Genomic DNA, 26674 nt, shown 5'->3' on the forward strand with positions numbered 1-26674 from the left:
GTGTTGGTCTCGACACGCCTCCGCCTAGCGGCTCCGGCGGCTCGACCAGCGGGTCAGGCGCTCGACCGACGGGCGGCTACGGGAGGGCGCGGGAGGCGCCCTGGGCGGCGACCTTCAGGGCGGAGACGAGGCGGAGGCGGTTGCGCCGCAGGTCGGAGACGACGATGCCGAGGGAGCCGACGACGACGCCGGACGAGGTCCTGATCGGGACGGCGACCGAGCAGGCGCCTAGGGTCATCTCCTCGGCGGTGGTCGCGTACCCCTCGGTGATCACCCGGTCGAGCTGGCGGCGCAGCAGGCCGGGTGTGGTGATGGTGTGGCGGGTGAACGGCTTCAGCGGCCCGGACAGCACTCGGCTGCGTACGTCCTCGGGGGCATGGGCCAGCAGCACCTTGCCGACGCCGGTGGAGTACATCGGCAGGCGAGAGCCGACGGAGGAGACGATGGGTACGTTGCGGGTGCCGCGCAGCGTCTCGAGGTAGAGGACGTGGTCGTCCTCGCGGACGGCGAGATGGACCGTCTCCAGCGTGGCGCCGTAGAGGTCGTGGAGGAACGGGGCCGCGACCGAGCGGAGGTCGGTGGCGACCGGGGCGAGCAGGCCGGCGTCCCACAGGCGTCGGCCGACGGCGTACGTCCCGTCCTCATCGCGCAACAGGGCACCCCACTCGACCAGCTCGGCGACCAGCCGGTGGGCGGTCGGGAGGGAGAGGTCCGCCCGGGCGGCGAGCTCGCTCAGGGTGAGCCGGCGGTGGTCGGGGTCGAAGGCGCCGATGAGGCCGAGGACCCGGGACGCGACCGTGCGGCCTGCGCTGCCGCCAGCCATTCGACCGCCCACTTTCGCTCACCGGAAGTCCGTGCTTTCATCGTACGCTCCCGCCACCTAGCGTTCGGGATGTGACAGCGCCCACCAAGAAACAGCCAGTCGAGACCCAGGCGGACCTCTCGGCCGAGATCGCCGAGCTCGAGAAGCTCAGCATCGAGGCGGACGCAGCGGGTCAAGCCCGGGGAGACGAACCCAGCCGTCAGCCTCTGCTGGACTACCCGCCCTACCGCTCCAGCATCCTGCGCCACCCGACGAAGGACCCGCGCCACGCGGACCCGGAGACCATCGAGCTGTGGTCGCCGTGCTTCGGGCACTCCGACGTCGACCCGCTCGAGGCCGACCTGACCATCGCCGGCAGCAACGAGCCGATCGGCGAGCGGATCACGGTCAGCGGGCGGGTGCTCGACGGCGAGGGGCGTCCCGTGCGCAACCAGCTCGTCGAGATCTGGCAGGCCAACTCCGCCGGCCGCTACATCCACAAGCACGAGCAGCACCCGGCACCGCTCGACCCCAACTTCACCGGCGTCGGCCGTTGCCTCACCGACGACGAGGGACGCTACCGCTTCCAGACGATCAAGCCCGGACCGTACCCGTGGGGCAACCACATCAACGCCTGGCGTCCGGCGCACATCCACTTCTCGCTCTTCGGGCGGGCGTTCACGCAGCGACTGATCACGCAGATGTACTTCCCCAGCGACCCGCTCTTCGCGCTCGACCCGATCTACCAGTCGATCACCTCGCAGCAGGCGCGAGACGCGCTGGTGGCGACGTACGACCATGACCTCTCCACCCCGGGATACTCGATGGGCTACAGCTGGGACATCGTCCTGACCGGCCCGAGCCGCACCTGGACCGAGCCCGAGGAGGGCGACCTGTGAGCACCCCTAGGATTCCCACCCCCGGGCAGACGATCGGCCCGTTCTTCGGCTACGCGCTCCCCTACGAGGGCGACGCGGACCTGGTCCCGCCCGGCAGCCCGGGCTCGATCCGGCTGCACGGCTGGGTCTACGACGGCGCCGGGAACCCGATCCCCGACGCCCTGATCGAGATCTGGCAGACCGACGCCGAGGGCAACGTCCCCCAGGCCGAGGGCTCGCTGCTCCGTGACGGCTGGACCTTCACCGGCTGGGGCCGCGCCGCCGCCGACCTGAACGGCCACTACACGTTCTCGACGGTGCTGCCCGGTCCCTCCGAGGAGGGCAAGGCGCCGTTCATCGGCGTCACCGTCTTCGCCCGTGGTCTGCTCGACAAGCTGCACACCCGGATCTACCTGCCCGAGCACCCCGCCAACACCGGTGACGCCCTGCTGGTGTCGCTGTCCGAGGACGAGCGTGCGACGCTGGTGGCCACTGCGGACGCAACCGGCTTGCGATTCGACATCCACCTCCAGGGCGACCGCGAGACCACTTTTCTTACCTACGGTTGAGGAGTCGAATGTCGCTGCTGTGGCCAGGCGAGGAGCGCGCCGGGGATCTCTTCTCCGAGGCGGCCTACCTCGCTGCGATGGTGCGGGTCGAGGAGGCCTGGCTGGCCGCGATCGCCTCTGCGGGGATAGCCCCGGGAGAAGCGCGTACGCCGCTGGCCGGCCTCGTCTCTGAAGATGACGTCCAGGAGCTGTCTGAGGGTGCCGAGGCCGGGGGCAACCCGGTCATCGGCCTCGTGAAGCTCCTGCGCGGCCGCCTCGAGGGCGAGTCCGCGCGGTGGCTCCACAAGGGGCTGACCAGCCAGGACGTGGTGGACACCGCGATCGTGCTCTGCCTGGCCGATGTGCTCGACCGGGTCGAGGACGAGCTCGCGGCGCAAGCCGCCTCCCTGGTCGGCCTCGCCCGGGAGCACCGCGCCACCGTGATGGCCGGCCGCACCCTGACCCAGCACGCGGTGCCGATCACCTTCGGGCTCAAGGCGGCGACCTGGCTCTCCGGGCTGACCGACGCCGCCGAGGCTCTCCGACGCGCGCGGACGTCGTTGCCCGCCCAGATCGGTGGTGCCGCCGGGACGCTGGCGGCAGTCGTCGGGCTGGCCCGGCTCCGTGGTCTCGACGACCCCGTGGCCGCCGCCGAGACCGCTGCCGCCACCACGGCGACCACCCTCGGGCTGACCCCGCGGGCCCCGTGGCACACCAACCGCGCACCGTTGACCGCGGCCGCCGACGCGCTGGTCACCGCCGCCGGCGCCTGGGGCCGGATCGCCGGCGACATCACCCTGCTCACCCGTCCGGAGATCGGCGAGCTCACCGAGCCGGCCGGCGAAGGACGCGGCGGCTCCTCGACGATGCCGCACAAGTCCAACCCGGTGCTCTCGGTCCTCGTCCGCCGCCACGCGCTCGCCGCTCCCCCACTGGCTGCGACGCTCCACACCGCCGCGGCGAGCTATGTCGACGAGCGCCCCGACGGCGCCTGGCACGTCGAGTGGGAGACCCTGGCGACCCTCGCGCGCCGCAGCGTCGTCGCCGCCTCGCAGACCACCGAGCTCCTCGGCGGGCTGCGCGTCGACGCCGCCCGGATGCGTGCCACCGCCGAGGCCGCGGGTGCGGACCTGCTGGCCGAGCAGCGGTCGCTGACCGGGTTCGTGGGTGGCGGCGTACTCACCGGGTCGGAGGCTGCTGCCCGGCTAGAGGACTACCTCGGCGCCACTGACACTCTTATCGACGCCACCGTCGCCCGTGCCCACGAAACCTGGAAGGACCTGAAATGACGCCGAGGATCACCGCTGTCGAGCTGGCCGGCGACCCGAGCAAGCCGATCCTGGTCGTCGGCCCGTCCCTGGGCACCTCGGTGACCGCGCTCTGGTCGGCCACCGCCGAGCTGCTGGGGGACAGCTTCCACGTCATCGGGTGGGAGCTCCCGGGGCACGGCCACGGCTCGCCGACCACCGACGCGTTCTCGATGGCTGACCTCGCGGCCGGCGTCCTGGCCAGCGTCGACACGGTCCTCGCCGACCGCGGCGAGCGCCACGGCACGTTCGCCTACGCCGGCGACTCGGTCGGCGGGGCCGTCGGCCTCCAGCTGCTGCTCGACGCGCCCACCCGGGTGAGTGCCGCGGTGCTCACCAACACCGGCGCCAAGATCGGCGAGCCCGAGGGCTGGAACGACCGCGCCGAGACCGTACGCTCCGCCGGCACCGCGTCCCAGATCGCCGGCTCCACCCAGCGCTGGTTCGCCTCCGGCTTCCTCGAGCGGGAGCCGGCCCGCGGCGGCGCCCTGCTCCACTCGCTGCGCGACGCCGATGCGGAGAGCTATGCGCTGGTCTGTGGGGCGCTGGCGGCGTACGACGTCCGCGGGCGGCTCGCCGAGATCGCCGCACCGGTCCTGACGGTCGCGGGAGTCGAGGACGCCCCGACTCCGCCGGCCTCGCTCGAGGAGATCGCGGTCGGGGTGCGGAACGGTCGACTCGTCTCGCTCGACGGCGTCGGTCACCTCGCGCCCGCGGAGGCACCGAACACCGTCGCCACCCTGATCACGTCCCACGTGACCGCGGCGGACCCGGCCTATGCGGCAGGGATGAACGTACGCCGCCAGGTGCTCGGCGACCCGCACGTCGACCGGGCCACCGCCGCGATCACCGACGTCACCCGCGACTACCAGGACCTCATCACCCGCTACGCCTGGGGCACGATCTGGACCCGCCCCGGCCTGGCCCGTCGCGACCGCTCGATCGCCGTGCTCACCGCTCTGGTCGCCGGACGGCACTTCGAGGAGCTCGAGTTCCACCTGCGCGCCGCGCTCACCAACGGGCTGACCCGCGAGGAGATCATCGAGGTGCTCCTGCAGACCTCGGTCTACGTCGGCGTACCCGCCGCCAACAGCGCCTTCGCCGTCGCCAACCGGGTCCTGAACGACTGATCCATCCGTCGGCCCAGCCGTCGTCGCCTCTCCGTCGGTCGAGCCGTCGTCGTGAGGAACGAACGACGACGTGTCGAGACCAACACGGTCCCATCGGCGCTCGAGTCGACCGTGTTGGTCTCGACACGCTCGCTGGCGCTCGCGGCTCGACCGACGGGGCACCTCGCCCGACGCTCATGGCTCGACCGACGGGGCACACTCGCCCAACGCTCATGGCCCGACGGACGGGACGCACCCGTCTGGCGCTCGCGGCTCGACCTGCGAGCACACCTCGCTGGCGCTCGCGGCCGACCAGCGAGAGCATGTCTCACATGACGCAAACTGCGACCGTCGTCGGCGCCGGACCCAACGGCCTGGCGGCCGCGATCGTGCTCGCCCGGCGCGGCGTGAAGGTCGTCGTGCTGGAGGCTGCGGAGACGGTCGGCGGCGGCACTCGCACGGCCGAGCTGACCGCGCCCGGGCTGCGTCACGACATCTGCTCGGCGATCCATCCGCTCGGGGTGGCGTCGCCGTTCCTGCGTGAGCTCGAGCTGGAGAAGTACGGCCTGGCCTGGCGTTATCCCGAGATCGAGCTCGCCCATCCCCTCGACGGGGACCAGGCCGCGCTGCTGCACCGCTCCATCGAGGAGACCGCCGCCGGTCTGGGGGCCGACGGCCGGCGCTGGGAGCAGGTGTTCGGCCCGGTCGTACGAGACTTCGACTCGATCGCCGACCACGTCCTCGGTCCGATACTGCGTCTTCCCCGCCACCCGTTCCGCATGGCCGCCTTCGGGGTGCGGGCAGCGCCGCCGGCCACCGTGCTCGCCCGGGCCTTTCGTGAGGAGCGTGCGAAGGCGCTCTTCGCCGGCTGCGCCGCGCACGCTTTCCAGCCGCTGCACCGCCCGGGCACGGCCGCGGTGGGCACCATGCTCCTGGTCAGCGGACATCGCTACGGCTGGCCGGTCGCCGAGGGCGGTTCGCACGCCATCACCCTCGCCATGGCGCAGCTTCTCGAGGAGCTCGGCGGCACGATCGTCACCGGCACCACGGTCCGCGCCCTCGCCGACCTGCCCGAGTCCGATGTCACCTTGTTCGACACCAGCCCCGAAGCCCTCGCCGACATCGCCGGCGCCGCTCTCCCCCCGCGGTCACGCCGGGCGATGCGGAGATGGAAGTACGGCCCCGCGGCGTACAAGCTCGATCTGGCCGTCCGCGGCCCGATCCCGTGGCGCGACCCGGAGATCGCCCGCGCGGGGACGGTCCATCTCGGTGGGACCATCGCCGAGGTGGCGGACAGCGAGCGGGAGATCGCAGCCGGCCGGATGCCGGAGCGGCCGTTCGTGCTGCTGGGCCAGCAGTACGTCGCCGACCCGTCCCGCTCGGCCGGCGACCTGAACCCCGTCTGGGCCTACGCCCAGGTGCCGCACGCCTACGAGGGCGACGCGACCGATGCCGTGCTCGCCCAGATCGAGCGCTTCGCTCCTGGCTTCCGGTCCCAGATCGTCGACACCCACGTCACCACGCCGGCCGACTATGCGGCGTACAACCTCAACTACGTCGGCGGCGACATCGGCACCGGCGCCAACACCCTGCGCCAGCTCATCATCCGTCCCACGCTCGCCACCTACGACACCGGCATCCCCGGGATGTTCCTCTGCTCCGCGGCCACCCCGCCGAGTGCCGGCGTCCACGGCATGTGCGGTTACCACGCCGCTCACCGCGCTCTGCGCCACCTGAGCGAGGCATAGGCGCCGGGGGAATCACACCCGCCTAGTGGTCGGCCCACCAGCCGGACCATCTCGCCTCGAGCTGCCCGAAGTCGGTGTCGTCGAGGCCGTACGTGCTGAGGATGGCCATCGACGTACCGGCCGGGTCGGCATCCGACGGCGCCGTGCCGGCGATCACCAGCAGGCCCTCGCCCCAGGCGTCGACCGTCAAGCCCAGCTGGTTCGCCGAACGGAACCACACCTCGCCGGCCACGTCCTCGCCGGCGATCGTCGCCGCATAGCGGCTGCCCACCGGCTGGCCGGCGACCGCGTCGAGGCCGAGCCGTTCGATGACGGTGCCCGAGTAGGTGCCACGGTCGGCGAAGAACAGCGTTCGGCGTCTCATCCCGGGCCGGCGCTCGAGCGCGAACCGGAGCTGATGCAGGAACGACCTCCAGCCCTCGGTGACGTCGTCGTAGTAGGCGTCCCAGTCCGGGTTGCCGGACAGTGGCGCGCGAGTGAGGGTGATCCGGACGCCGTCACCCTCCGGCCGGATCTCGAACCTGTCGCCGCCGTTGGCGACCAGGGTGCGCCGGTCAGCCTCCTCGACGACGTCGGTGAAGTAGATCGAGTCGATCTCGGTCTCGAGCTCGGCGGTCTCCCAGCCGTGCCACTGCCGGATGGTGGCCGGGTCCCGCAGCGCCTGCCACGCGGCATCGGCAGAGGCCGCCGCTGTGACCACGATCCGCGGCGTCTCGCCGCGCTGGATGTCATTCATTGCTCTGCTCCTGTTCGGTTGGGTCTGTCGCCGCAGCCGGGGCGGGATGCCCCCCGATGATCACGCGGTAGTGGCGACCGGTCGGACTGTCGAAGCCCTCGGCCGTACGTCGAAGCGCTTCGCTCAGCTCCTCGGTGAATCTGTGCACGTCGGCGGCGTCAGCGAAGCGCACCGCCGCCTCGATCGTGAACGTGAGCAGCCGCTTCCCCTGCTCGTCCGCCTTGACCTGCATGCGGGCCACATCCCGCACCGTGGCGGCGGCCACCCCGACGAGGTGCCCGGCAGCGAACTGGTCCTGGATCCGCCCCGCGTTCTCGGCGGACTCGGACCCGCGGCCCATCACCGACGGGTCGACCACGAACGCACCCGGCTTCGCGCGGAGGATCCGCTCGACGAATCCCCGGCGCTGCCGCTCCTCGACCAGCTCCACCAGCCCCGCCGACTCGAGTGCCCGCAGGTGGTAGTTGACCCGCTGGCGAGAAAGATCGAGCGCCGCGGCGAGCTGGCTGGCCGACGTGGGCTCGCGCAGGTGACCGAGCAGCTGCCGACGAAGAGGCGACAGCGCCGCGGCCACCCGGTCCGGCTCATCGACATAGACGATGTTGTTGCTCACGAGACCAGGATGCAATTGACAAACTAATTTGTCAATTGGGTCGATCGTCCCAGAACCCAGGTGCCCGCGGCGTACGTCCCCACTAATGTCTCGCTCATGCCACAGGCCCATCTGCGCACCGAGCGCCTCGAGCTGGTCCCGCTGAGCGAGGAGCACCTGCCGTTCCTCGTCGAGCTCAACTCCGATCCGGTGGTGCTCCGCTATCTGTTCACCCGCGCGCTGACGCCGGAGGAGACCGAGGAGCGGATGCACCGGTGGATCCGGGCGGCGAAGGAGACCGACGGGCAGGGCAAGTGGATCGCGTACGCCGCCGGGGAGCCGGTCGGGCTCTACATGCTCGAGCCACCCGACGACCCGCCGCGCACCGATGCCGCCGAGCTCGGCTATCGGCTCCCGCAGCGCCACTGGCGCAAGGGCTACGCGAAGGAAGGCTCGCTCGAGCTGCTCCGACACGGGTTGGAGGACCTCGGCGTCGACCGGGTGATCGCGCAGACGATGGCCGTCAACGAGGCCTCGCGCGCGACGATGGTCGCGGTCGGGATGAGCTTCGCACGCAGCTTCCACCAGGACTTCGACGAGCCGCTCGCCGGGCACACCGAGGGCGAGGTCGAGTACGAGATCACCCGCGCGCAGTGGCTCGCGAGCCGGCCGGGGTAGGCTGCGACCACGCTCGTGGTGCAGGAACCCGGTGAGAGTCCGGGGCGGTTCCGCCACTGTGTTGTCCGTGTTGGAGCACGGACACAGCCAGACACTGGCCACGGGTGATCCGACCGATCGATGGGGCGAGAACCCCTGAGGAGGAACTGGCCGTGGCCGATCCTGCACGCGTACGCATCGCTCTTCTCTCCACCTCCGACACGGACCTGCTCTCGGCCCGTGCCAGCGAGGCCGACTATGTCTGGGCGAACCCGTCGCGGGCCGCCGACCTCGAGCGCATCGTCGCCGACGCCGACCTGGTCGTCTTCCGGCTCCTCGGCTCGCCCACCGACCTGTGGGACGGCCTGAGCGCCGTCAAGGAGCGCGGCACCCCGGTGGTGGTCCTCGGCGGCGAGCAGCAGCCGAGCGCCGAGCTGATGGAGCATTCCACCGTCCCGATGGGTGTCGCCGCGGAGGCGCACCGCTATCTGGCCGAGGGCGGGCCGGGCAACCTCGCCCAGCTGCACGCGTTCCTCTCCGACACGGTCCTGCTGACCGGGTTCGGCTTCGAGCCCCCGGCGGAGGTGCCCGCCTGGGGGTTCGCCGAACGTGCCGGTCTCGAGCCGACAGGCGGGAAGCCGAAGATCGGGATCCTCTACTACCGCGCCCACGAGACCAGCGGGAACACCGCGTTCGCCCACGCGCTGGCCGACGCCATCGACGCGACCGGAGCGGCCACCGGCGTACCCGTCTTCGCGGGCTCCCTGCGCTCTGCCCCCGACGACCTCTACGAGGCGCTCGGCAGCCTCGATGCGCTCATCGTGACCGTGCTCGCGGCTGGCGGCTCCGTGCCGGCCTCGGCGAGCGCCGGCGGTGAGGACGAGGCCTGGGACGTGGAGCGGATGGCGTCGCTGGACATCCCGGTGCTGCAGGGCCTGTGCCTGACCAGCTCGCGCGCGGAGTGGGAGGCCTCCGACGACGGTGTGACGCCGCTCGACTCGGCGAACCAGATCGCGATCCCGGAGTTCGACGGGCGGATCATCACCGCGCCGTTCTCCTTCAAGGAGCTCGACGAGCAGGGGCTCCCCCACTACGTCGCCGACCCCGAACGCACCGCCCGGGTCGCCCGGATCGCGGTCAACCACGCGCGTCTGCGGCACACGTCCAACCAGGACAAGCGCCTCGCGCTCGTGCTCTCCGCCTACCCGACCAAGCACTCCCGCATCGGCAACGCCGTCGGCCTCGACACCCCGGTCTCCGCGATCCGCATGCTCCGGCGGCTGCGCGAGGAGGGGTATGACCTGGGGCAGGACAACGAGGTCGTACGCATCATCGACTCTGTTGGTCTCGACACGCCTCCGCCTAGCGGCTCCGGCGGCTCGACCAGCGATACGTCGGTCGAGCCCGCGAGCGCAGCGAGCGGTGTCGAGACCAACACAGTCCTCTCCGAGCGCGAGACCGCTGCCGGTGACGCGCTGATCCACGCGCTGATCGCGGCCGGAGGCCAGGACGAGGAGTGGCTGACCAACGCCCAGCTCACCGACGCCCACGTCCGCATCTCGAAGGCCGACTACGACGCGTGGACCGCCGACCTCCCCTCTGACCTGCGCGAACAGATGGTCGAGACCTGGGGGCCGACGCCGGGGAGCCTCTTCGTCAACGACAACGACGAGCTCGTCCTGGCCACGCTCCAGGCCGGCAACATCGTGATCCTGATCCAGCCGCCGCGCGGGTTCGGGGAGAACCCGGTCGCGATCTACCACGACCCGGACCTGCCGCCGAGCCACCACTACCTGGGTGCCTACCGCTGGCTCGAGCACGGATTCAAGGCCGACGCGGTCGTCCATCTCGGCAAGCACGGCTCGATGGAGTGGCTGCCCGGCAAGAACGCCGCCCTCTCGGCCTCCTGCGGTCCGGACGCGGCCATCGGCAACATGCCGCTGATCTACCCGTTCCTGGTCAACGACCCCGGCGAGGGCGCCCAGGCCAAGCGCCGCGCGCACGCCACGATCGTCGACCACCTGGTGCCCCCGATGGCGCGCGCGGAGTCCTACGGCGACATCGCGCGGCTGGAGGGGCTGATGGAGGAGTACGACCGGATCTCCTCCATGGACCCGGCCAAGCTGCCCGCCATCCGTGGCGAGATCTGGCAACTGATGAAGGCCGCCGAACTCCATCGCGACCTCGGCCTGGAGGAGCGGCCCGAGGACGACGACTTCGACGACTTCATGCTCCACATCGACGGCTGGCTCTGCGAGATCAAGGACGCCCAGATCCGCGACGGGCTGCACGTGCTAGGTGCCGCGCCTGAGGGTGAGGCGCGGATCAACCTGGTGCTCTCGATCTTGCGGGCCGCGCAGGTCTGGGGTGGCGTCGGGGGCGCCGTGCCCGGGCTCCGGGCGGCGCTCGGGCTCAAAGAAGGGGTCATCTCGACAGGCTCGATACACCGCTCGACAGGCTCGACCACCGGGAAATCGGCGGTCGACGAGATCGAGGCCAAGGCCCGGGACCTGGTGCAGCGGATGGACGCAGCAGGCTGGGACCCGGCCACTGCCGAGACGCTCCACGATGACCCGGCGGTTCAGCAGGTGCTCGTCTTCGCCGCCGAGCAGGTGGTGCCGCGGCTGAACGGGACGACCGACGAGCTGTCCGCCATCCTGCACGCGCTGGACGGTGGCTTCGTCCCCGCGGGGCCTTCGGGCTCGCCGCTGCGGGGGCTGGTCAACGTACTTCCGACCGGGCGCAACTTCTACACCGTCGACCCGCGCGCGGTGCCGTCGCGGCTGGCGTGGCAGACCGGGCAGGCGATGGCCGACTCGCTGCTGCAGCGCTACCTCGACGAGACCGGCGACTACCCCACGAGCGTGGGGTTGTCGGTGTGGGGCACGTCCGCGATGCGTACGGCCGGTGACGACATCGCCGAGGTGCTCGCGCTGCTCGGGGTGCGCCCCGAGTGGGACGAGGCCTCGCGCCGCATCACCCACCTCGACATCATCTCGCTCGAGGAGCTGGGCAGGCCGCGGATCGACGTGACCGTGCGCATCTCCGGCTTCTTCCGCGACGCGTTCCCGCACGTCGTCTCGATGCTCGACGACGCGGTCCGGATGGTCGCCGACCTGGACGAGTCGCCCGAGGAGAACTACGTCCGTGCGCACACGCTCGCCGACCTCGCCGAGCACGGCGACCAGCGCCGCGCGACCTCGCGGATCTTCGGCTCCAAGCCCGGTTCGTACGGTGCCGGGATCCTGCAGGTGATCGAGGCCGGCAACTGGCGCTCCGATGCCGATCTGGCGGATGTCTACACGGCGTGGGGCGGCTTCGCCTACGGCCGCGACCTCGACGGCGCCCCGGCGGCCGACGACATGCGCGCCAACTACCGCCGGATCAAGGTCGCTGCCAAGAACGTCGACTCCGCCGAGCACGACATCGCCGACTCCGACGACTACTTCCAGTACCACGGCGGCATGGTCGCCACGGTCCGCGCACTGACCGGCTCGGACCCGAAGGCGTACGTCGGTGACTCCACCTCCCCCGACGCCATCAAGACCCGGACGCTGCAGGAGGAGACCAACCGCGTCTTCCGTGCCCGCGTGGTCAACCCGCGCTGGATCTCGGCGATGCAGCGGCACGGCTACAAGGGCGCCTTCGAGCTGGCCGCGACCGTCGACTACCTCTTCGGCTTCGACGCGACCGCCGGCGTGGTGCAGGACTGGATGTACGAGAAGCTCGCCCGCGAGTACGTCCTGGACGAGACCAACCAGGAGTTCATGCGGACCTCGAACCCGTGGGCCCTGCGTGGCATCGTGGAGCGACTGCACGAGGCGGCGGAGCGCGGCCTGTGGGAGTCGCCCGACCCCGAGGTCGTCGCGGCTATGCAGGAGATCTATCTCGACATCGAAGGTGATCTGGAGGAGGAATGAGCTCTTCAGCCAAGCGTCGGATCAAGATCATCGGCGTCGGTCCCGGCGACCCCGACCAGGTCACTCTCGAGGCCGTCGCCGCGATGCGGTCGGTCGACTACTTCCTCGTCACCGACAAGTCGGGGACGGCCAAGGGCGGAATGCCGGATCCGCTGGTGCGGGCGCGCGAGGAGCTGCTCGACCGTCACCTCCAGCAGCCTGCCCGGGTGGTCAAGGTCGCCGACGCGCCCCGCGAGCGGCGCGAGGAGTTCACCGGGACCGACGCGGAGTATCGGGCGGCGGTCGCCGCATGGCACCGGGCCCGGGTCGAGAAGTATCTCGCCGTGCTGGCCGAGAACCCCGGCGACGTCGGCTTCCTGGTCTGGGGCGACCCGGCGTTCTACGACTCCACGATCCGGGTCGTCGACCAGATCGCTGAGCAGCTCGACGTCGAGGTCGACGTCATCCCTGGGATCTCCTCGGTGCAGCTGCTCGCCGCGCGACACCGGCTGGTGCTCCATGACGTCGGTCGCCCGCTCTACGTCACCACCGGCCGTGCGGTGCACGAGGCCGTCGAGGCCGGTCACGACAATCTCGTGGTGATGCTCAACCGCGTCGTCGATCTGCCCGGCCTGGAGGACTGGCGGATCTGGTGGGGCGGCAACCTCGGCACTCGTGAGGAGGAGCTGGTCGCCGGCACCGTCGGTGAGGTCCTTCCGGCGATCGAGAAGGCTCGGAACCGGCTGCGGGAGACGTCCGGCTGGGTCATGGACATCTACCTCCTGCGGGCCCCGCGGCGATGAGCGGGCTGCTCGTCGCCGGCACGACCTCTGACGCGGGGAAGTCGGTGGTGACTACCGGGCTGTGCCGGGCGTTCGCCCGCCGTGGCGTGAAGGTGGCGCCCTACAAGGCGCAGAACATGTCCAACAACTCGATGGTCTGCCAGGCGCCCGACGGGACGATGGCCGAGATCGGCCGGGCGCAGTGGGTGCAGGCGCTGGCGGCCCGGGTGAGCCCGGAGCCGGCGATGAACCCGGTGCTGCTCAAGCCGGGCTCCGACCGCCGCAGCCATGTGGTGCTGATGGGGCAGCCCGCCGGGGAGGTGTCCTCGCACGACTGGGAGGCGGGACGCCGGCATCTGGCGACCGCGGCCCATGCGGCGTACGACGATCTCTCCGCCCGCTTCGAGGTGATCGTCGCCGAGGGCGCGGGGAGTCCGGCCGAGATCAACCTGCGGGCGGGCGACTACGTGAACATGGGGCTGGCCCAGCATGCCGGGCTGCCGACCGTGGTCGTGGGTGACATCGACCGGGGCGGGGTCTTCGCGGCGATGTACGGCACCCTCGCTCTTCTCGATGCCGCGGACCAAGCCCTGATCAGCGGTTTCGTGATCAACAAGTTCCGGGGTGACGTCGGGCTGCTGACTCCCGGGCTCACCTCCCTCGAGAAGCTCACCGAGCGCCCGGTCTTCGGTGTGCTCCCCTGGGACCCGTCGTTGTGGCTCGACTCGGAGGACGCCCTCGATCTCGAGGGCCGCCGCGCAGCGGCCGGCGCCACCCGGAAGGTCGCCGTCGTACGCCTCCCCCGGATCTCCAACTTCACCGACGTCGACGCGCTCGGCCTGGAGCCGGACCTCGACGTCGTCTTCGCCGCCTCACCGGCAGACCTCACCGACGCAGATCTCGTCGTGCTCCCCGGCACCCGGTCCACGATCGGCGACCTCGCCTGGCTCCGCTCGCGGGGCCTCGACGTGGCCATCACCGAGCACGTACGCCGCGGCCGCCCGCTCCTCGGGATCTGCGGTGGGTTCCAGATGCTCGGGCGCGTGATCGCCGATCCCCAAGGGGTCGAGCAGAGCGGGATCGAAGGCGCCGCGGAGGTCGAGGGGCTGGGCCTGCTCGACGTACGCACCGACTTCTCCCCCGCCAAGAACCTCCGCCTTCCGATCGGGTCGGCGCTGGGCGTCGAGGCAAGCGGCTACGAGATCCACCATGGCCGGATCACCCGTGGTGACGGGGTGGAGGAGTTTCTCGGCGGTGCCCGTTCTGGGCAGGTCTTCGGGACGATGTGGCACGGGAGCCTGGAGGGCGATGCGCTGCGGGGTGCCTTCCTCGAGGCCACGTTGGGCCGTGAGCCGTCGGACGTCTCGTTCGCTGCTGCTCGTGAGCGTCGGATGGATCTGATCGGCGACCTCGTCGAGGAGCACCTCGACGTCGATGCGCTGCTCGACCTCGCCCGCTCCCCCGTCGGTCGAGCCGACGTCGTGAGGGACGAACGACGTCGTGTCGAGACCAACACGGTCCCCTCGAGCGCGACAGGGGACTGTGTTGGTCTCGACACGCCTCCGCCTAGCGGCTCCGGCGGCTCGACCAGCGGGGGCGGGGTCGAGCGATGAGGGTGTTGATCCTGGGCGGGACCGGTGAGGCGCGGGACCTGGCGGCGCGGCTGCTCGAGGCGGGGGTGGAGGTCACCTCCTCGCTGGCTGGGCGGGTGGCGCGGCCGCGGCTGCCGGTGGGTGCGGTGCGGATCGGTGGGTTCGGGGGTGTCGAGGGACTGAAGGCGGCGCTCGGCGAGTTCGACGCGGTCGTCGACGCCACCCACCCGTTCGCGCGCGGGATGTCGGCCAACGCCGCCGCGGCCTGTGCGCAGACCGGCCATCCGCTGCTCAGGCTGGAACGGCCCGGCTGGCCGGCCGACCCGTCCTGGGCCTACGTCGACACCCACGACCGGGCCGCCGCGCTTGCCGCCGACCTCGGCAAGCGGCCCTTCATCACGGTCGGGCGCCAGGAGCTCGCCCGGTTCGTCCCAGCCCTCGGCGAACACGCCGCGCTGGCCCGCGTGGTCGATCCTCCCGAGCTCGACCTCCCCGAGCCGTGGACCCTACTGAACAGCCGCGGACCCTACGACCTCGACGGCGAGCTCGCGCTGATGCGCGAGCACGGCACCGACGTACTCATCACCAAGGACTCCGGCGGCACCTACACCAGGCCGAAGATGGACGCGGCGGCCGAGCTGGGTGTGCAGGTGGTCGTCGTCCGCCGACCCGGCGGACCTGGCGAGGTCCAGACGGTCAACGATGTCGCCGACGCGATCGCCTGGGTCAAGGGGCTCCGGTGAGCGTCCGCGTCCTCGTCGGGATGTCGGTGACCGATGTCGACCGGCGCCAGGATCTGCACGCCTGGGCCGGCGAGCTCGGCGCGAGCCTCGCGTTCCTGCAGATGGGCGGCCCGTCGCTCTCAGCCGAGCTGACCCGGCTCGCCGACTCCGGAGCCGAAACCATCACGCTGGCCGGCGTCAGCCTCGGACCGCTCGCCCCCGGCCACTCCTGGCTGCGCCGGATCGCCGCCCACTGGTGGCGTGAGCGCTCCGGGAAGCGCCCCGAGATCCAGGTCGCAACCGGGCTGGCGACCACGCGCGCCGAGCTCCCCGACGCGTTCGCGGAGACTCGGCCGATCACCGGCACCGAGCCCGGGCTGACCACGCCCGCCTGGGAGCGAGTCCCCGGCCACGTACGTCAGGTCCTGATCTGTCGCGGCCCACGCTGCACCGCAAAGGGCTCGGAGGAGACCGCCAGGGCGGTGATCCTGGGTGCGATGGAGGCCGGGCTCGGCGACGACGACCTGCTGATCACCCACACCGGCTGCCTGTTCCCGTGCAACCAGGCGCCGGTGCTCAGCGTGCAGCCCGACGACGTCTGGTACGGCAATGTAGAGGCGGCCGCCGCCCGGGTGATCGTGCGTGATCACCTGGCCGACGGCCGCCCTGTGGAGGCCTACCGCCTCCCCCGTTGACCGCCGAGTCGGCTCGTCCTCACCCAGCTCCACGTCGAGGTCACAACGTGGCGGCGAGAGCCTTCCGCTCCGCGACGGCGCGCTCCGCCGCGTACAACCTGCCGACCAGCCCGGTCAGCGCCACCCCGAGCACGCCCCACATCGTGGCGAGCGTGATCAGCGAGGCGAGTCGGAAGGACCACAGCGTGTCCGCCGGGAAGTCGCCGATCTCGTTGACCGTGACGAAGAGCTGGCCCGTGACGACCACGACCACCAGGTAGGCGGCGGTGCCGCCGACGACGGCCGCGTAGGTCCCGACCCGCTCCCGCAGCCGCACCGCGCCGTAGGTGGCGAGCACGGCTGCGAGGACGGAGACGAGCAGGTAGCCGAAGTAGACCGACGTACGCAGCCCGATGGTGTCCCCGCTGCCGACCGCGGGTGGCGTGGCCGGGTACTTGAGGAAGGGCACCAACGCGACCGCAACGAAGCCGATCAGCGTGACGAGCGCCGTCGACTGGCTCGGCGTGAGCCGTCCGAGGCGCCCCATCGTGGCGGCGGCGACCAGCCCGATGATTCCCCCGAGCGCGACGCCGACCGCCAGGGCGCCGGTCAGCAGCCCCCAGGTGCTCTGGTTGGTGCGGGAGACCTCAGCAGTCTCCTCGCTCCCACCTTCGGTGGCATGCGAGTGCGAGTGTCCGTCGCCGCCGCTGTCTTCTGATGAGATTGTCTCCAGGGCGATGGCAGCGCCGACCTGCGGCTCACCGACGGCGTACGCCACCAGGAAGGTGGCGACACCGGCGAGGAGTCCGGCTAGCAGGCCGCGTACGAGAAATGCACGCGCGCTCATCAGTGGCAGGGGTAGCCGAGCAGGTGACGACCGTCGTGGACCCACTCGTGGACGAGCGTGCCGGACGGGATCGAGACGGCGCCCTGGTCGGCGCTGATGAAGAAGAGCACCAGCAACCCGAGAAGCCCGAAGAAGAGCGCCCAGGGGGCCAGCTCACGGAGCGGGATGGTGGGAAGGTCGGCGCCGGCGACGGGCGCCACAGCATGCTGCGACATATGTCCTCCTCAGGGATTCTGCGTCCCTGTTCGATGGGGTTGGACGGACACTCGGGTCTGACTCCACCGCCGCGAGGCGATGTCACAGTAGCGCGACTGTGCCGGAGTTCCACCGGCTTCCTCATGTCCGTTGTGTGCACTATAGCCAGAACTCAGCGGAGCCACTCGTTGCCGTCGAGATTGGTGAGATCGGTGATGTCGAGCGTCGGCTCGATCCCCGAATCGGGGACGATCCCGAAGTGCTCCAGCGAGCGTCGGACCCACTCGGCGGCGTCGATGTTGAGGGGGCCGGAGACCCACATCGCGTAGGGCAGGTTGACGAACCTGTTCTCCTTGACGGCGGGCAGATCGCGGGAGGCGGGGTTCGACTTGAGGACCTTGACCTTCTCCTCGTAGGACTGGCCGGGGTAGTCCACGAAGTAGATGACGTCGGGGTTAGCGGCGGCGATGCGCTCCCAGCCGACCTCGGTCCAGGTGTCCTCGACGTCGCCGGTCGCGTTGGTCACCCCGGCGGTGTCGAAGATCGCCTGCGGCCCGCCGAAGGAGCCGGACGTGAAGATGGCATCGGTCCCGGAGTCGAACAGGAACGCCGTCGGTTCCTTCGCAGGATTCGGGGCACTCTCCAGGGCCTCGCGTCGCTCCTCGATGTCGGTCACGACCTTCTCCGCGGTCTCCCGGTGGCCGGTCAGCTCACCGATGTTGAGCAGGTCGGTACGCAGCGCCGTCCAGGCGTCCATGGTGCCGCGGTCGCCGTCCTCCTGCCGGCAGGTCTCGCTGAGCAGATAGGTGGCGATGTCCTGCTCGTGGAGCGTCTCGGGCAGCAGGTTGCGCGACTCGTCGAAGCCGTAGCCCCAGCCCGCGAACATCATCTGCGGCTTCACCGCCAGCACCGTCTCCAGGGTCGGCTGATCCTCCCCGACCACCCGGAGCTCGTCGACACGATCCTGCGGGTAGGCGAGCTCGAGCAGCTGCTTGTCACGCGCCAGACCGGTGACTGCGACGAGCTCGTCGCGTGCACCGGCGGCGAGCGCGATCGAGATGATCCCGCCGTCGTAGGCGTAGAGCTCGGTGAGCGGCTCGTCGACCGTGACCTTCTCGCCACAGTTCTCGACGGTGATCGCGTCGGTGCCGGCGGCACCGGACGCGGTCGTCTCCTCCGCTCCACAGGCGGTGAGGATCGTGGCGCCGAGTGCGAGCGCAGCGAGGCAGGCAAGGCGTGGAGTCATGCCGAGTGGTCCTTCCGGGGGTGGATGAGCAGGTGGGGCTGGGCCAGGTGCGGATGGGTCACCTGGACGGAGCCGACGCCGAAGTGGAGGTCGACGCTGATGGCGTCGAGGACCTCGGCGGGCGGGCCATGGGCCACGACCGTCGCCGGGCCGGTGTCGGGGTCGGAGCCCTGGGGCCGGCCGAGAACCGCCAGCCGGTCGAAGGAGCGAAGCGCCAGGTCGAGGTCGTGGATCGTCGCGACCAGGGTCTCGGCCCGGTCGGCGACCGTCTGCAGCAACCGCAGCTGCCAGGCGACGTCGAGGTGGTTGGTGGGCTCGTCCAGGAGCATCACCGGGCACTCCTGGGCGAGACCGCGAGCCATCACCGCCCGCCGCCGTTCCCCGCCGGAGAGACGGTCGCAGGGGTCGTCGATGCGGTCGGCCAGCCCGACCGCGTCGAGAGCCGCGCGGACGATCTCGCGCTCCTGCGTCCCGCCGCGGGCCCAGGGACGGGTGCGTGGCACCCGGCCGAGCGCGACCATCTCGCCGACGAGCAGCTCGGTGGAGGCGACCTCTTCCTGGGGGACGTACGCCAGCCTGCGGGAGCGCTCACGCGACGAGGTCCGGCTGGTCTCGCGGAGCACGCCGGAGGAGTCGGCGAGGTAGCTGTGTCCGGTGGTCGGCCTCAGCACTCCCGCGAGGATCCGCAGCAGGGTCGACTTGCCCACCCCGTTCACTCCCACGATCCCGAGACTGGTGCCCACGGGCACGTCGAGGTCGATGTCGCGAAGCACGTCGCGCTCGCCCAGCCGGGCGCCGACCCCGCGCAACCGCAGCACCGGTCCGATCTCCTGCCCGCTCATCCCTCGCCTCCGAACCGATACCTGCCGCGGCCGAGCAGCAGGAGGAACAGCGGTGCGCCGACGACGCCGGTGACCACACCGAGCGGGATCTCCTGCGGACGTGCGACCATCCTCGCCAGCACGTCGACCCACAGCAGGAACAGCCCACCGCCCAGGGCGGCGACCGGCAGCACGACCCGGTGCCTGGCGCCCACGAGCAGGCGGGCCGCGTGCGGGACGATCAGTCCGACGAACCCGATCCCGCCGCTGACCGCGACGAGGAGGCCGACCAGCACGGCCAGCCCGACGAACAGCACCGTACGCAGAGCCGCGACGTTCACGCCGAGCGCCGCTGCGGTCTCCGGGCCGGCGGCGAGGGCGTCCAGCCAGCGGTGCATGGCGAGCATCCCGAGCCCCAGGACGACGGTGAGGGCGGCGGGCAGCCACAGCTTCTCCCAGCTGGCGCCGCCCACGCTGCCGAGCATCCAGAACATCACCGAGTTGGCGGCGCGAGGGTCGTCGCTCATGAAGACCAGGAACGAGGCGATCGCGGAGAGCCCCGAGGAGAGAACCACCCCGGAGAGCACCAGCCGGATGGGGGTCAGCCCACCCTGCGCGGTCGCCACCAGCCAGACCAGCAGCGCCGAGCAGATCGCCCCGACCAGGGCGCCGGTCGAGACGGCGTAGATGCCGAAGCCGGCCAGAGCGCCCGTGGTGATCGCCGCCGTCGCCCCCACCGACGCCCCGGAGCTGATCCCGAGGAGGAACGGGTCGGCGAGCGGGTTGCGGACCAGGGTCTGCATCCCGGCCCCGGCCACGGCGAGGCCCGCACCCACGACCAGGGCCAACAGCGCCCGCGGAAGACGGAGGTCCCACACGATCACGTCCCACTTCCCCGGGGCGTTGCCCTCGATCCGGTCCCCGACCGCCGCGACGACGTCGGCGACCGGGATCCGCTCCGAGCCGAAGGCGAGGGAGACCACGGCACTGAGGACCGAGGCGACCAGAAGGCCGAGGACCAGCGGTACGAAGGGCGCTCTGCGGTTCCCACCGGAGACGGATCTCATGGCAGGACGTCGAGCGTCGTCCGGTCACCGCCCGGCCCGCGCCTGCCCGGCTTGGCCTCCCGGATCGCGTACGCCACCGCGGCGGCGACCAGGGCGGCGCCGAGATCGACGTGGCGGGCGAGCCTGGTGGCGGCGGGGATATGGCCGGGGACGGCGGGCGGGCCGTCCCCCATCACGGCGCGATGCTCGACGCGGCTGCCGTAGTAGGTGTTCGTACCGCCCAGTCGGGTGTCGAGCGCGCCGGCGAACGTCGCCTCGGCGACCCCGGCGTTCGGGCTGGGGTGGCTGGGCGCGTCGCGGCGCCAGGCTCGCCACGCGGTCCGAGCCCGGCCCGGACGCACCGCGAGCACGAGCAGTCCGGTGAGCCGTGAACCCGGCAGGTTGGCCAGGTCGTCGAGGCGAGCAGCGGCCCAGCCGAAGCGCTCGTAGCGGTCGTTGTGGTGACCGACCATGGCATCGAGGGTGTTGGCCGCGCGGTAGCCGAGCAGTCCGGGCACCCCCGCAACGGCTCCCCACACCAGCGGCGCGACGACCGCGTCCGAGGTGTTCTCCGCGACCGACTCGACGACGGCACGGGTCACCTCGGAGGCATCGAGAGTGTCGGTGTCCCGGCCGACCAGGCGGCCGACCTGTGCTCGTGCCCCGGGGAGGTCGCCCCGGTCGAGATGCGCGTGGACGGCCATCGCCTCGCGTTCCAGAGAACGCCCACCCAGCACCGCCCAGGTCGCCGCAGCGGTCACGAGCATCCTCCCGGCACGTCCTGGAGCCGCTCGCTCGGCGAGGGCTCCGACGAGCGCCGCTCCCCCGACCAGGGTGACGACGTGGACCACGCCCCGAGCCCTGGAGTCCGCATACCAGCGGTCCTCCGCCCGCAGCGCGACCGTGCCGAACCCCGCGACGGGGTGGAACCGGCGTGGGTCCCCCAGCAGCCGGTCGAGCGCGAACCCTGCCATCAGCCCGGCCGCGGTGGCGATCCGGTCTCGATGCGGACCGGAACCGTTACTGGTGTGACGTTTGATGCGCCTCATGTGTCACAGCCGCAACGGTTCCGGTCCGACAGGTGACTGAGTGCGGCGAGGAGCTGGTCGGTCGGCTCGTTTGGCCGCACGGCGATCCGCACCCAGTCGGGGCCGAGACCGGGGAAGGTGTCTGCGCGGCGTACGGCGATGCCGTTGTCTCGCAAGGCATCCCGGACCCCGGCACCCGGACGGGCCAGGACGAAGGAGGCCGAGGAGGGGACGTACTCGATCCCGCGGACTCGCAGGCCAGCCTCGAGATGGTCGCGCCAGGTGGCGATCTGCTCGGCGCGCTTCCTCGCCTCGAGGTTCGCCTGCTCGGTGGCGCAGGCGAGCATCGCGGCGGCAGCGGTGGCCGAGACCGACCACGGGGTGCGCGCCCACTCCAGGTCGCGGATCGCAGCGGTGTCGCCGACGACATAGCCGGCCCGGACCCCGGGAATCGACCAGTGCTTGGTGAGGCTGCGGATCACCAGCAGGCCGTCCGCGCGGACGGCGGTGAGGGTCTCCGGCTCGCCAGGAACCGCGTCCATGAACGCCTCGTCGACCACGACCAGACGGCCGGGGCGGAGGAGGGCGCGGAGGGTGGCAGCGGGATGGAGTACGCCGGTGGGGTTGGTCGGGTTGCCGACGACGACCAGGTCCGCGTCGTCGGGCACCGCGGCCGGGTCGAGGGCGAAGCCGTCCTCGGCCAGGCAGTGCACCTCGGTGACCTCGTGCCCGGCCTGCTCGAGCGCCGCGTGGGGCTCGGTGAACTGCGGATGGACGACGACCGGCTTACGCCAGGCCCGTGCCCGAGCGACCAGCGTGAACGCCTCGGCCGCCCCCGCCGTCGGGAGCACCTCGTCGCGCTCACGGCCGTGGTGCTTCGCCAACGCGGCCCGCGCCGGCTCCTCGTCGGGGTAGGTGGTCGACGCGAGCGACTCCCGCAGCGCCGCCTCCAGCCACTCCGGACGCTCGCCCGGGTAGACATTCACCGCGAAGTCGAGCAGCCCGTCGCCGATCTCGACATCCCCGTGGTGCCGCAACGGATCGGCGACCCCGCTCGTCGAGCCGTCCGCCCCGCTCGTCGAGCCGTCCGCCCCGCTCGTCGAGCCGTCCGCCCCGCTGGTCGAGCCGCCGGAGCCGCTAGGCGGAGGCGTGTCGAGACCAACACAGTCCCCTGTCGCGCTCGAATCGACCGTGTTGGTCTCGACACGCTCGCTAGCGCTCGCGGCTCGACCAGCGGTGGCGGCCGTTCGACCGGCGAACGCGTGAGCGGCATCGGCGAACCGGCGGGCCAGGTGCGGATGACCGGCCCAGTGCACGTGGAGGTACGACGCGTGCACCGTGTCACTGCTGAAGCCGGTCTCGGCACCATCGACGCTCCAAGCTGCCTGCGTTCCGGCAGGAGGTGAGGTGGTGGTGCGGTGGAACTCATGGCCGGTGACCTGCTCCCCGGCCCGGGTGAGCAGGGAGTCGGAGGCGGCCGTGGCCACCGGGTAGCGCAGAGTGAGGCGCTCGCTCATCGCAGCGCGGGCAGGGAGGGCGCCGGCCATCGGGACGCCGTCGAGGGACTCCGCGAGATAGAGCAGCCCGGCGCACTCGGCGACGGTCGGGACCCCCGCTTCGACGGCGACGCGGAGGTCGCGGAGAAGGCTAGTGTTGGCGGCGAGCTCGGCGGCGTACATCTCCGGGAATCCGCCGCCGAGATAGATCCCGCGCGTTCCCTCGGGCAGCGCAGGATCGGCGAGCGGGTCGAAGGAGCGTACGTCGCAGCCTGCCGCCTCCAGGAGCTCCTCCGTCTCGGGGTAGCGGAAGGTGAACGCCCGTCCGCCCGCGACAGCTATCACCGGGCGAGCATTCGCGTCGTCGACTGTGTTGGTCTCGACACGCCTCCGCCTGGCGGCTCCGGCGGCTCGACCAACGGCCGCCTCGCTGGTTGAGCCGGCGTCGTGAGGAACGAACGACGCCGTGTCGAAACCAACACGGTCGCCTTCGCGCAACGCCATCGCCGCATCCCAAGGATCCCCGTCCAGCTCAGGTGCCGACCGCGCAACCTCCAGCAAAGCGGACAGGTCCAGATGAGCCGCGACCTGCTCCCCCAGCCGCTCGATCAGCGCGACCGACTCGTCCCGCTCGTCGACCGGGACGAGACCGAGATGACGCGAGGGCGTCGCCAGCGAAGGATCCGGCGGGAGCATGCCGAGCACCGGCAGCCCGAGACCGTCCAACGCACGCCGGATCTCGTCGGCGTTGCGCCCAGGAGAGCACCGGTTGAGGACGACTCCCCCGATGCGTACGGACGGGTCGAAACCGGCCATGCCGGCAGCGATCGCGGCAGCGGAGCGGGACATCCGGGCGACGTCGAGCACCAGGACGACCGGCGACGAGGTCAACGAGGACACGTGGGCGGTGGAGGCGAACCCGTCGGTGCCGAGCCGGCCGTCATAGAGCCCCATGACGCCCTCGACGACCGCCACGTCGGCCCCGGCAGCGCCGTGGAGCAGCAGCGGCACGACCCGCGACTCCCCCACCAGGTGCGGGTCGAGGTTGCGGCCCGGGCGCCCGGTGGCGAGCGCGTGGTAGCCCGGGTCGATGTAGTCCGGTCCGATCTTGTGACCGCTGACCACATGCCCGGCCGAGCGCAGCGCCGCCATCAACCCGGTGGCGATCGTCGTCTTGCCCGAGCCGGTCGAAGGAGCAGCGACCACCAGCCGGGGCAGGCTCACCATTCGATGCCCCGCTGGCCCTTCTGACCCGCGTCCATCGGGTGCTTGATCTTGGTCATCTCGGTGACCAGGTCGGCGACCTCGAGCAGCGCCGGGTCGGCGTCGCGGCCGGTGATGACGACGTGCTGACGCCCCGGTCGCTCGGCGAGCACAGTGGCCACCTCGGCGGCATCGACCCAGCCCCACTTGATCGGATAGGTGAACTCGTCGAGGACGAGCAGGTCGTACGTCTCCGCGGCCAGGCACCGCTTGATCTCGGCCCAGCCCTCGGCGGCGTCCGCGGCGTGGTCCTCGGCGTCGCCCTGCTTGCGCGACCAGGACCACCCCGAGCCCATCTTGTGCCAGTCGACCGGACCACCTTCGCCGGTCTCCTCGTGCAGCGCACCGAGACGCTCGAGCACGGTCTGCTCGCCGATGCGCCACTTGGCCGACTTCACGAACTGGAAGACCCCGATCCGCCAGCCCTGGTTCCAGCCGCGCAGCGCGAGCCCGAAGGCGGCGGTCGACTTCCCCTTGCCGGGCCCGGTGTGGACCATCACCAGCGGACGGTTGCGACGCTGACGGGTGGTGAGCCCGTCGTCGGGTACGTTGAGCGGCTGTCCCTTCGGCATCAGGCAACGCCCCTTCCGGTGGTGGATCCGGTGAAGCCGTGGACAGCGGAGGTCAGCGCCTCGGCGCTCACCTCGGCGACGGGCACGTGCTCCGCCTCCAGGTGCGCGGCCAGCTGGCGCGCCAGCCCGAGCCGCATCGGTCCGCTCTCGGAGTCGATGACGACGGTGGTGACCCCCAAACCGGCGACGTACGCGGCGGCCTGCTGCGAGCGCCGGACCGCGTCCTTCCCGTGGGCCTGTCCATCTTTCTTGGGGAAGTTGGCCCGGCCGTCGGTCACGACCACCAGCAGCGGCCGCAGATCACGGTCACGCAGACGCTCGCGCTGGAGCACCCGGGCGGCCTCGAGAAGGCCTTCGGCCAGCGGCGTACGCCCTCCGGCGGGGATCTCGTCGAGGCGGGCCGCGGCGAGGTCGACCGACCCGGTCGGCGGCAGCACCAGCTCGGCGCCCTCGCCGCGGAACGTGATCATCCCGACCTTGTCGCGGCGCCGGTAGGCGTCGAGGAGCAGCGAGAGGACCGCCGCCTTCACCTGGGCCATCCGTTTGCGCGCGGCCATCGACCCGGACGCGTCCACACAGAAGAGCACCAGGTTGGCCTCGCGCCCCTCGCGGACCGCGGTGCGCAGGTCCTCGACCCGCAGCTCGACTCGTCCGGACGTACGTCCCCGGGTGGCCTGCTTTCCCGCCGCCGCCTTGAGCGTCTCGACCAGGTGCAGCGAGCCTCGGCTGCTCTCCCGTGCGCCGATCCGGCGACCACTGCTGCCGATCGCCTTGCTCCGGCCGCCCGTGCGGCCCGTGCCCAGGCCGGTCACGGTCAGGAGGCGGGGGCGGTACGCGGGGGCGGCACCGGTGACGGACTCGGGTGCGGCGGCGCCTTGGGGCTGGTCGTCCGCGGAGTCGTCTGTGTTGGTTTCGACACCGGCTCGCTGGCGCTCACCGGGCTCAACCAGCGGGGGCTCTCCCCCGTCGGTCGAGCCGTCCTCTCCCCCGTCGGTCGAGCCGTCCTCTCCCCCGTCGGTCGAGCCGCCGGAGCCGCTAGGCGGAGGCGTGTCGAGACCAACAGAGTCGTCTTCGGGACCCGAGTCGTCCCCCGAGTCGCCCGGACCCTCCGGCGGCTCAGGCGGCAGCTCCTCGTCCCCGAGGATGCGGTCGAGCAGATCCTCGTCGATCCCCGGAGCATCGAACGGGTTGCGCCGACGCCGGTGCGGCAGCGCGAGCAGCGCAGCCCGACGGATGTCGGCCCGAGTGACCTCCGACCGGCCGGCCCAGGCAGCGTGCGCGACCGCGGTGCGGGCGGTGACGATGTCGGCACGCAGCCCGTCGACCTCGAACACCGCGCAGACCTCGGCGATCTTGAGCAGCCCCGGCTCGGTGAGCCGGACCTTCCCGACCAGCTCACGAGCGGCGGCGATCCGGGAGGTCAGCGCACGATCGGCTCCGCCGAAGCGCTCGGCGAACGCAGCGGCGTCGAGGTCGAAGGACATCCGGCGGCGTACGACCTCGACGCGAAGCGCGGGATCCCGCGGCGCGGCGACCTCGACCGTGAGCCCGAAGCGGTCCAGCAGCTGCGGACGCAGCTCGCCCTCCTCGGGGTTCATGGTGCCGATCAGGACGAAGCGCGCGGCGTGCGAGACCGAGACGCCGTCGCGCTCGACCGAGACGCGCCCCATCGCCGCCGCGTCCAGCAGCAGGTCGACCAGGTGGTCGTGGAGCAGGTTGACCTCGTCGACGTAGAGCAGACCGCGGTGTGCCCGGGCGAGCAGCCCCGGCTCGAACTCGACCGCACCGCGCGAGAGCGCGCTCTCCAGGTGGAGCGAGCCGACGACCCGGTCCTCGGTGGCTCCCACCGGGAGCTCGATCAGCCGCACCGGACGGCTCTCCACGACGGCGTCGGGCCCGAACGGGCCGTCCGGCGACTCCGCGGACGGGTCGTCGGGATCGATCGAGAACCGATCCCCTGCATAGACCGAGATCGAGGGCAGCACGGCCGCCAGGCCGCGTACGGCCGTCGACTTCGCGGTCCCCTTCTCGCCACGGACCAGGACGCCGCCGATCTCCGGGGAGATCGTGGTGAGCACGAGCGCGAGGCCCATGTCGTCGAGCCCTGTGGCTGA

General features: G+C 71.6%; 23 protein-coding genes and 2 riboswitches. Of the genes, 11 read left to right on the forward strand and 12 right to left on the reverse strand.

Annotation, left to right across the window (positions count from 1 at the left end; all coding sequences use genetic code 11):
• Positions 1-76: 76 nt before the first annotated feature.
• On the reverse strand, positions 77-823 hold the full coding sequence (locus tag BJ988_RS17095; RefSeq protein WP_179659086.1) for an IclR family transcriptional regulator: 747 nt from the start codon (positions 821-823) through the stop codon (positions 77-79).
• Between the two features lie 71 nt (positions 824-894).
• On the opposite strand from BJ988_RS17095, the gene pcaH reads away from it, so the two are divergent.
• The 5 genes from pcaH (at position 895) to BJ988_RS17120 (ending at position 6392) form a co-directional block, all read left to right on the forward strand.
• The gene (pcaH, locus tag BJ988_RS17100; protein ID WP_179659087.1) at positions 895-1701 is read left to right on the forward strand and encodes a protocatechuate 3,4-dioxygenase subunit beta; all 807 of its coding nucleotides are present in this window, start codon (positions 895-897) and stop codon (positions 1699-1701) included.
• Positions 1698-2249: a protocatechuate 3,4-dioxygenase subunit alpha gene (pcaG, locus tag BJ988_RS17105; RefSeq protein WP_179659088.1), complete on the forward strand. Its 552-nt coding sequence runs from the start codon at positions 1698-1700 to the stop codon at positions 2247-2249. Before pcaH ends, pcaG begins: the two co-directional genes overlap by 4 nt.
• Before the next feature lie 8 nt (positions 2250-2257).
• Complete coding sequence (locus tag BJ988_RS17110) at positions 2258-3517, forward strand: lyase family protein (protein ID WP_179659089.1); 1260 nt, start codon at positions 2258-2260, stop codon at positions 3515-3517.
• A complete protein-coding gene (gene pcaDC / locus BJ988_RS17115; RefSeq protein ID WP_179659090.1) occupies positions 3514-4665 on the forward strand; it encodes a bifunctional 3-oxoadipate enol-lactonase/4-carboxymuconolactone decarboxylase PcaDC in 1152 nt (383 codons plus the stop codon). The genes BJ988_RS17110 and pcaDC overlap by 4 nt, the downstream gene beginning before the upstream one ends.
• A 311-nt stretch (positions 4666-4976) precedes the next feature.
• Complete coding sequence (locus BJ988_RS17120; RefSeq protein WP_179659091.1) at positions 4977-6392, forward strand: phytoene desaturase family protein; 1416 nt, start codon at positions 4977-4979, stop codon at positions 6390-6392.
• A gap of 22 nt (positions 6393-6414) precedes the next feature.
• Here the strand turns inward: BJ988_RS17120 and BJ988_RS17125 are convergent, their stop codons facing one another.
• Both BJ988_RS17125 and BJ988_RS17130 read right to left on the reverse strand, forming a co-directional pair.
• A complete protein-coding gene (locus BJ988_RS17125) occupies positions 6415-7128 on the reverse strand; it encodes an SRPBCC family protein (RefSeq protein WP_179659092.1) in 714 nt (237 codons plus the stop codon).
• Positions 7121-7741: a helix-turn-helix domain-containing protein gene (locus tag BJ988_RS17130; RefSeq protein ID WP_179659093.1), complete on the reverse strand. Its 621-nt coding sequence runs from the start codon at positions 7739-7741 to the stop codon at positions 7121-7123. Before BJ988_RS17130 ends, BJ988_RS17125 begins: the two co-directional genes overlap by 8 nt.
• A 96-nt stretch (positions 7742-7837) precedes the next feature.
• On the opposite strand from BJ988_RS17130, the gene BJ988_RS17135 reads away from it, so the two are divergent.
• The 6 genes from BJ988_RS17135 to BJ988_RS17160 all read left to right on the forward strand — a co-directional run bounded on the left by BJ988_RS17135 (position 7838) and on the right by BJ988_RS17160 (position 16067).
• Entirely contained in the window at positions 7838-8398 is a 561-nt protein-coding gene (locus BJ988_RS17135) for a GNAT family N-acetyltransferase (RefSeq protein WP_179659094.1), read from the forward strand.
• Positions 8398-8515: riboswitch (cobalamin riboswitch) on the forward strand. (Overlaps the previous gene by 1 nt.)
• A 35-nt stretch (positions 8516-8550) precedes the next feature.
• Complete coding sequence (cobN, locus tag BJ988_RS17140) at positions 8551-12297, forward strand: cobaltochelatase subunit CobN (protein ID WP_179659095.1); 3747 nt, start codon at positions 8551-8553, stop codon at positions 12295-12297.
• Positions 12294-13079, forward strand: a complete 786-nt coding sequence (gene cobF, locus BJ988_RS17145; RefSeq protein ID WP_179659096.1) for a precorrin-6A synthase (deacetylating) — start codon at positions 12294-12296, stop codon at positions 13077-13079. The genes cobN and cobF overlap by 4 nt, the downstream gene beginning before the upstream one ends.
• The gene (locus tag BJ988_RS17150) at positions 13076-14671 is read left to right on the forward strand and encodes a cobyric acid synthase (protein WP_179659097.1); all 1596 of its coding nucleotides are present in this window, start codon (positions 13076-13078) and stop codon (positions 14669-14671) included. The genes cobF and BJ988_RS17150 overlap by 4 nt, the downstream gene beginning before the upstream one ends.
• On the forward strand, positions 14668-15393 hold the full coding sequence (locus BJ988_RS17155) for a cobalt-precorrin-6A reductase (RefSeq protein ID WP_179659098.1): 726 nt from the start codon (positions 14668-14670) through the stop codon (positions 15391-15393). The genes BJ988_RS17150 and BJ988_RS17155 overlap by 4 nt, the downstream gene beginning before the upstream one ends.
• Entirely contained in the window at positions 15390-16067 is a 678-nt protein-coding gene (locus BJ988_RS17160) for a (2Fe-2S) ferredoxin domain-containing protein (protein ID WP_343051661.1), read from the forward strand. The genes BJ988_RS17155 and BJ988_RS17160 overlap by 4 nt, the downstream gene beginning before the upstream one ends.
• Before the next feature lie 40 nt (positions 16068-16107).
• On the opposite strand, the gene BJ988_RS17165 is transcribed toward BJ988_RS17160, so the two are convergent.
• From BJ988_RS17165 to BJ988_RS17205, 9 genes are all read right to left on the reverse strand, one after another.
• Positions 16108-16893, reverse strand: a complete 786-nt coding sequence (locus BJ988_RS17165) for a CbtA family protein (RefSeq protein WP_179659099.1) — start codon at positions 16891-16893, stop codon at positions 16108-16110.
• A complete protein-coding gene (locus BJ988_RS17170) occupies positions 16893-17108 on the reverse strand; it encodes a CbtB domain-containing protein (protein WP_179659100.1) in 216 nt (71 codons plus the stop codon). The genes BJ988_RS17165 and BJ988_RS17170 overlap by 1 nt, the downstream gene beginning before the upstream one ends.
• A 1-nt stretch (position 17109) precedes the next feature.
• A riboswitch (adenosylcobalamin (AdoCbl) riboswitch) is annotated at positions 17110-17252 on the reverse strand.
• 8 nt (positions 17253-17260) lie between these two features.
• Complete coding sequence (locus BJ988_RS17175; protein ID WP_179659101.1) at positions 17261-18334, reverse strand: ABC transporter substrate-binding protein; 1074 nt, start codon at positions 18332-18334, stop codon at positions 17261-17263.
• Positions 18331-19176 carry an ABC transporter ATP-binding protein gene (locus tag BJ988_RS31025; RefSeq protein ID WP_218860932.1) on the reverse strand — a complete coding sequence of 282 codons (846 nt, stop codon included), beginning with the start codon at positions 19174-19176 and terminating at the stop codon, positions 18331-18333. Before BJ988_RS31025 ends, BJ988_RS17175 begins: the two co-directional genes overlap by 4 nt.
• Complete coding sequence (locus BJ988_RS17185; protein ID WP_179659102.1) at positions 19173-20222, reverse strand: FecCD family ABC transporter permease; 1050 nt, start codon at positions 20220-20222, stop codon at positions 19173-19175. The genes BJ988_RS31025 and BJ988_RS17185 overlap by 4 nt, the downstream gene beginning before the upstream one ends.
• Positions 20219-21250, reverse strand: a complete 1032-nt coding sequence (locus BJ988_RS17190) for a cobalamin biosynthesis protein (RefSeq protein ID WP_179659103.1) — start codon at positions 21248-21250, stop codon at positions 20219-20221. The genes BJ988_RS17185 and BJ988_RS17190 overlap by 4 nt, the downstream gene beginning before the upstream one ends.
• Positions 21247-23952, reverse strand: a complete 2706-nt coding sequence (gene cobBC, locus BJ988_RS17195) for a bifunctional hydrogenobyrinic acid a,c-diamide synthase/histidinol phosphate aminotransferase CobBC (protein WP_179659104.1) — start codon at positions 23950-23952, stop codon at positions 21247-21249. Before cobBC ends, BJ988_RS17190 begins: the two co-directional genes overlap by 4 nt.
• Complete coding sequence (gene cobO / locus BJ988_RS17200; RefSeq protein ID WP_179659105.1) at positions 23946-24560, reverse strand: cob(I)yrinic acid a,c-diamide adenosyltransferase; 615 nt, start codon at positions 24558-24560, stop codon at positions 23946-23948. Before cobO ends, cobBC begins: the two co-directional genes overlap by 7 nt.
• The gene (locus BJ988_RS17205; RefSeq protein ID WP_179659106.1) at positions 24560-26653 is read right to left on the reverse strand and encodes a VWA domain-containing protein; all 2094 of its coding nucleotides are present in this window, start codon (positions 26651-26653) and stop codon (positions 24560-24562) included. The genes cobO and BJ988_RS17205 overlap by 1 nt, the downstream gene beginning before the upstream one ends.
• Positions 26654-26674 lie beyond the last annotated feature (21 nt).

It is taken from the genome of Nocardioides panzhihuensis, from assembly GCF_013408335.1.
Taxonomy (GTDB): domain Bacteria; phylum Actinomycetota; class Actinomycetes; order Propionibacteriales; family Nocardioidaceae; genus Nocardioides; species Nocardioides panzhihuensis.